The sequence below is a fragment of the Spirillospora sp. NPDC049652 genome, assembly GCF_040675125.1.
GTDB lineage: Bacteria > Actinomycetota > Actinomycetes > Streptosporangiales > Streptosporangiaceae > Spirillospora.
The window spans coordinates 1-5,503 of record NZ_JBFAOF010000463.1; the positions used below are offsets into that span (position 1 = coordinate 1).

2 protein-coding genes and 1 pseudogene are annotated in these 5,503 nt (G+C 71.6%); 2 read left to right on the forward strand and 1 reads right to left on the reverse strand.

From position 1 onward, the window contains the following. Positions 1 to 58 precede the first annotated feature (58 nt). Positions 59 to 1,945: a glycoside hydrolase family 15 protein gene (locus tag AB0J52_RS25235; RefSeq protein ID WP_500184683.1), complete on the reverse strand. Its 1,887-nt coding sequence runs from the start codon at positions 1,943 to 1,945 to the stop codon at positions 59 to 61. 376 nt (positions 1,946 to 2,321) lie between these two features. On the opposite strand from AB0J52_RS25235, the gene ppdK reads away from it, so the two are divergent. Together ppdK and AB0J52_RS25245 are read left to right on the forward strand one after the other, a co-directional pair. After that, a complete protein-coding gene (gene ppdK / locus AB0J52_RS25240) occupies positions 2,322 to 5,012 on the forward strand; it encodes a pyruvate, phosphate dikinase (RefSeq protein ID WP_500184684.1) in 2,691 nt (896 codons plus the stop codon). Between the two features lie 124 nt (positions 5,013 to 5,136). Beyond that, a pseudogene (locus AB0J52_RS25245) lies at positions 5,137 to 5,503 on the forward strand (hypothetical protein); the annotation flags it as partial.

Below are 5,503 nucleotides of genomic sequence, written 5' to 3' on the forward strand. Positions count from 1 at the left end.
CCGGGGCGGACGTGGTCGTCCGCCCCGGCCCTCCCGGGTCGCTCAGTCGTTCAGCCGCTCAGACGAGTCCGGGCTCGCGCTCGCGCTCCTCGGCCTGGATCACCTGCATCACAGCGTTGATCAACGCCAGGTGGGTGAACGCCTGCGGGAAGTTCCCCAGGTGCCGCCCGGTGTGCGGGTCGATCTCCTCGGCGTACAGCTGCAGCGGGCTGGCGTAGCTCAGCAGCTTCTCGCACAGCGCCTTCGCCCGCTCCACCTCGCCGATCATCACCAGGGCGCTGACCAGCCAGAACGAGCAGATCGTGAAGGTGCCCTCCTCCGAGTCGAAGCCGTCGTCGGTCTCGGACGCCCGGTACCGCAGCACCAGGTCGTCCTCCGACAGCTCGTCGGCGATGGCGAGCACCGTCTCGCGCACCCGCTTGTCGTCCGGGGGCAGGAAGCCCAGCAGGGGGATCAGCAGCGCCGAGGCGTCCAGCGAGTCGGCGCCGTAGTGCGCGACGAACACGCCCCGGTCGTCCAGCGCGTGCGCGAGGACGTCGGCGTGGATCCGGTCGGCGGCCTCCTGCCAGCGCCGGGCCCGCTCGTGGTCGCCGCGGATGCGCGCCAGGCGCGCGCCGCGGTCGGCCGCGACCCAGCAGAACACCTTGGAGGAGGTGAAGTGCTGCGGCTCGCCGCGCACCTCCCACATCCCGGCGTCCGGCTGCGCCCAGTTGTCCAGGGCGTCCTCGACCTGCTTGACGACGATCTTCCAGAGCCGGTCGTCCAGCCGGTCGCGCTTGCGGACGAACATGTAGACCGACCCGATGATCGCGCCCCACACGTCGTGCTGGTTCTGCACGTACGCCTCGTTGCCGATGCGCACCGGGCGGGCCCCGTCGTAGCCGCTCAGGTGGTCGAGCGTGGACTCGGGCAGCTCCTCCCGGCCGTCCAGGCCGTACATGATCTGGAGCTTGCCCTCGGCGGCCTCGGCGACGTCGGTGATGAAGTAGAAGAAGTCGTTGGCCTCCCAGTCGTAGCCCAGCGTGTAGAACGCCCACAGGGCCATCGTGGAGTCGCGGATCCAGGTGTAGCGGTAGTCCCAGTTGCGCTCGCCGCCGGGGGTCTCGGGCAGCGAGGTCGTCGCCGCCGCGGCGACGGCGCCGGACGGCGCGAACGTGAGCCCCTTCAGCGTCAGCGCGCTGCGCTGCAGGTGGCTGCGCCAGGGGTGGTCGGGGAACCGGCCGCGGTCCAGCCAGTGCTGCCAGTGGTGGACGGTCCAGACCAGCCGCTCGTGCGCCTCCTCGTAGGTGGCGGGCGGCTCGTGCTCGCTCCAGGACAGCGCGACGAACCGGGCGTCGCCCTGCTTGAGCAGCGTCCGGGACGTGGCGAGGGAGCCCTCGAAGCCGACGTTCATGTCGGTGGTGAGGCGCAGCGAGACGCCGTTCCCGCGCGCCACGGCCTCGTGGTAGCCGACGCCGGAGTGCTCCCAGCGCGCCGGCGTCTGGCCGTAGTCGAACACGGGCATGCAGTCGAGCCGGACCTGGGCCTGCCCGTTGACGCAGCGCACCATGCGCAGCAGGACGTGGTCGGCGTCGTAGTCGGTGGGGGCGCGGCGGTGCGTGTGGGATCGTTCGCTCTCGTGGTGCCACGGCCCCATCAGCAGGGCGTCGGTCACCACCAGCCAGCCCCCGTGCACCCACCAGGTGGTCTCCATCACCATCGTGCCCGGTATGTAGCGCTGGGCGGCGGGCACCTCCACGCCCGCCGGGCCGACCCGGAAATACCCGGCGTCCCTGTCCAGGATGGAGCCGAACACGCTGGGCGAGTCCATCTTCGGCAGGCACATCCACTCGATGTTCCCGCTGGGGGCGACCAGCGCGGTCGTCTCGCAGTCCGACAGGAACCCGTAGTCGGCGATCGGAGCGAACGGCTCTCCCGCGCGCCCACCGGCGACCTTCGGCCTCACGGCCTCACCTCCTCTGTGATCCATCATTCCCTCCTCCGGGCAATGACCCGGCCATGGGCCGGGTCGGCTCGGCCATGCGCGGCCCGGCTCCGCCCCGGCGCGGGCGGGGGGTGTCGCCCGCGGCCATGGGGGGCTTTCCGCGGGGGAGGTGTCCCATGTCGCTATTGGTATAGGCCATTACAATGCTCCTGACCTGGGAATACGTGGGTAGTGGCGAGGGGCGGCGAGCGAGTGTCGATTCCCTGGGTACAGTCCCCGCAAACAGGGCACACCTCCTGCTGTCGGGACAAACGCGATCTCGTGTGACATCGCGCGCGACCGCGCAGGGGGAGCACGCTCTGTCGTTGGGTGGAACCGGAGCGAGAAGGAGCTGCCCGTGCCGAAGTTCGTGTACGACTTCACCGAGGGCAACAAGGACCTCAAGGATCTGCTGGGTGGCAAGGGCGCCAACCTGGCCGAGATGACCAATCTCGGGCTGCCCGTGCCGCCCGGCTTCACGATCACCACCGAGTCCTGCCGGCACTACCTCGAGCACGGGACCCTCCCCGACGGGCTCGAGACCGAGATCGACGAGCACCTGGCCGCGCTGGAGCGGGCGATGGGCCGCAGGCTCGGCCAGCCCGACGACCCGCTCCTGGTGAGCGTGCGCTCCGGGGCCAAGTTCTCCATGCCCGGCATGATGGAGACCGTCCTCAACATCGGGCTCAACGACGAGTCCGTCGCGGGACTGGCGGCGCAGGCGGGCGACGAGCGGTTCGCCTGGGACTCCTACCGGCGGCTGATCCAGATGTTCGGCAAGACCGTGCTGGACATCGACGGCGACCGGTTCGAGGACGCCCTGGAGGACGCCAAGCGCGCCAAGGGCGTCAGCGAGGACGTCGAGCTGGACGCCGAGGACTTCCGCGCCCTGGTCGGCACGTTCAAGCAGATCGTCAAGGACGAGACCGGGCGCGACTTCCCGACCGACCCGCGCGAGCAGATGGACCTCGCCACGCTCGCGGTCTTCGACTCCTGGAACGCCGACCGCGCCATCCTCTACCGGCGGCAGGAGCGGATCCCGGTCGACCTCGGCACCGCCGTCAACGTGTGCGCGATGGTGTTCGGCAACCTCGGCATGGACTCGGGCACCGGCGTCGCCTTCACCCGCGACCCCGCCTCCGGCCACCAGGGCATCTACGGCGACTACCTGCAGAACGCGCAGGGCGAGGACGTGGTGGCGGGCATCCGCAACACCGTACCGCTGACCGAGCTGGAGCGCATCGACAAGAGCTCCTACGACCAGCTGCTCGGCATCATGGAGACGCTGGAGAACCACTACCGCGACATGTGCGACATCGAGTTCACGATCGAGCGCGGCAAGCTGTGGATGCTCCAGACCCGGGTGGGCAAGCGGACCGCCGCCGCCGCGTTCCGGATCGCCTGCCAGCTGCTCGACCAGGGGCTCATCGACACCGACGAGGCCGCCTCCCGCGTCACCGGCGACCAGCTCGCCCAGCTGATGTTCCCCCGCTTCGACGCCGCCGCCGCCGACGGCGCCCGCCGGCTCACCAAGGGCATGAACGCCTCGCCCGGCGCGGCCGTCGGCAAGGCCGTGTTCAGCAGCGCCGCCGCCGTCGCCGCCGCCGAGCGCGGCGAGGACGTCATCCTCGTCCGGCGCGAGACCAACCCCGACGACCTGGCGGGCATGGTCGCCGCGCGCGGCGTGCTCACCTCCCGCGGCGGCAAGACCTCGCACGCCGCGGTCGTCGCCCGCGGCATGGGCAAGACCTGCGTCTGCGGCGCGGAAGAACTCGACGTGGACGTCAAGGCCGGCCGGTTCACCGCGCCGGGCGACGTCGTCGTCTCCGAGGGCGACGTCATCTCCATCGACGGCACCAGCGGCCTGGTCTACCTCGGCGAGGTGCCGGTCGAGGACTCCCCGGTCGTCCAGTACTTCGAGGGACGGCTCCCGGTGTCGGACGGGGACGAGCTGGTCACCGCCGTCGACCGCGTCATGGCTCACGCCGACGCCCGGGCCCGGATGCTGGTCCGCGCGAACGCCGACACCCCCGAGGACGCCGCCCGCGCCCGCCGGTTCGGCGCGCAGGGCATCGGCCTGTGCCGGACCGAGCACATGTTCCTCGGCGACCGGCGGCAGCTGGTCGAGAAGCTGATCCTGGCCGAGACCGACGAGGAGCGGACCGCCGCCCTGGACGCCCTGGAGCCGCTGCAGCGCGCGGACTTCGAGGGGATCCTCGAGGCCATGGACGGGCTGCCGGTCACGATCCGGCTCATCGACCCCCCGCTGCACGAGTTCCTCCCCGACCTCACCGAGCTGTCGGTGAAGGTGGCGCTGGCCGGTGCGGACGCCGATCCGCAGGACCGCCGCCTGCTGGAGGCCGTCACCCGCCTGCACGAGCAGAACCCTATGCTCGGACTGCGCGGCGTGCGGCTGGGTTTGGCGATTCCAGGACTTTTCATGATGCAGGTGAAGGCGATCGCCGAGGCCGCCGCCGCCCGCCGGGCCGCCGGCGGCGACCCGCGGCCGGAGATCATGATCCCGCTCGTCGGCGCGGTGCAGGAGCTGGAGGCCGTCCGCGACGAGGCCCGGGGCGTCCTGGAGCAGGTGGCCCGGGAGTCCGGGGTCGAGGTGGCGACGCTGATCGGCACCATGATCGAGGTCCCGCGGGCCGCGCTCACCGCCGGGCAGATCGCCGAGGCGGCCGAGTTCTTCTCCTTCGGCACCAACGACCTCACGCAGATGACCTGGGGCTTCTCCCGGGATGACGTGGAGGCCGCGTTCTTCTCCCGCTACCTCGAACTGGGCATCTTCGGCGTGTCCCCGTTCGAGACGCTCGACCGCGACGGCGTCGGGCGGCTCGTCCGGATCGCCGTCGAGGAGGGGCGGGCGGCGCGTCCCGGCCTGAAGCTCGGCATCTGCGGCGAGCACGGCGGCGACCCCGACTCGGTGCACTTCTGCCACGAGGTGGGGCTGGACTACGTGTCCTGCTCGCCGTTCCGCGTACCCGTCGCGCGGCTGGAGGCCGGCCGCGCGGCGATCCAGGGCGCGGGCAGCGACAGCCGCTGACCCGGCCGTTCCGGCGGATCGGGCGCCGGAAGGGCCGGTGCCCGGTTCGTCCGGTTTTGAATACCGGACGGACCGGGCGAACCGTTCGCGTCTCCCGCGTCGTCTAACTAGCGTGTCAGGTGCGATGACGATGGAACTGCACGTGCCGGAGAACGAGCCGGGAACCGACGCCGAGGCCCGCGCCGAGCGGGCCGGGCGCGAGCGTGGACAGGGGAGCGGGAACGAGCGCGGCGAGCGCGGGGGGCGCCGGCGGCGCGGCCCCCGCCCCCGCTGGTTCGTGATCACCGTCGGGGTGGTGGTGACGCTGCTCGGCATAGCGGTGGGCGTCCCGCTGATGGTCGGGTACCGGGTCTGGCACCAGGCCCGGCAGGACGAGCGCCCCCGCTCGGACGCGATCATCGTGCTGGGCGCGGCCCGCCCCGGATTCAGCGCCCTCCTGCCAGGCGACGTCGAAACCGAAGCCCAGCAGGCCCTGGTGTCGGCGTTGCCGC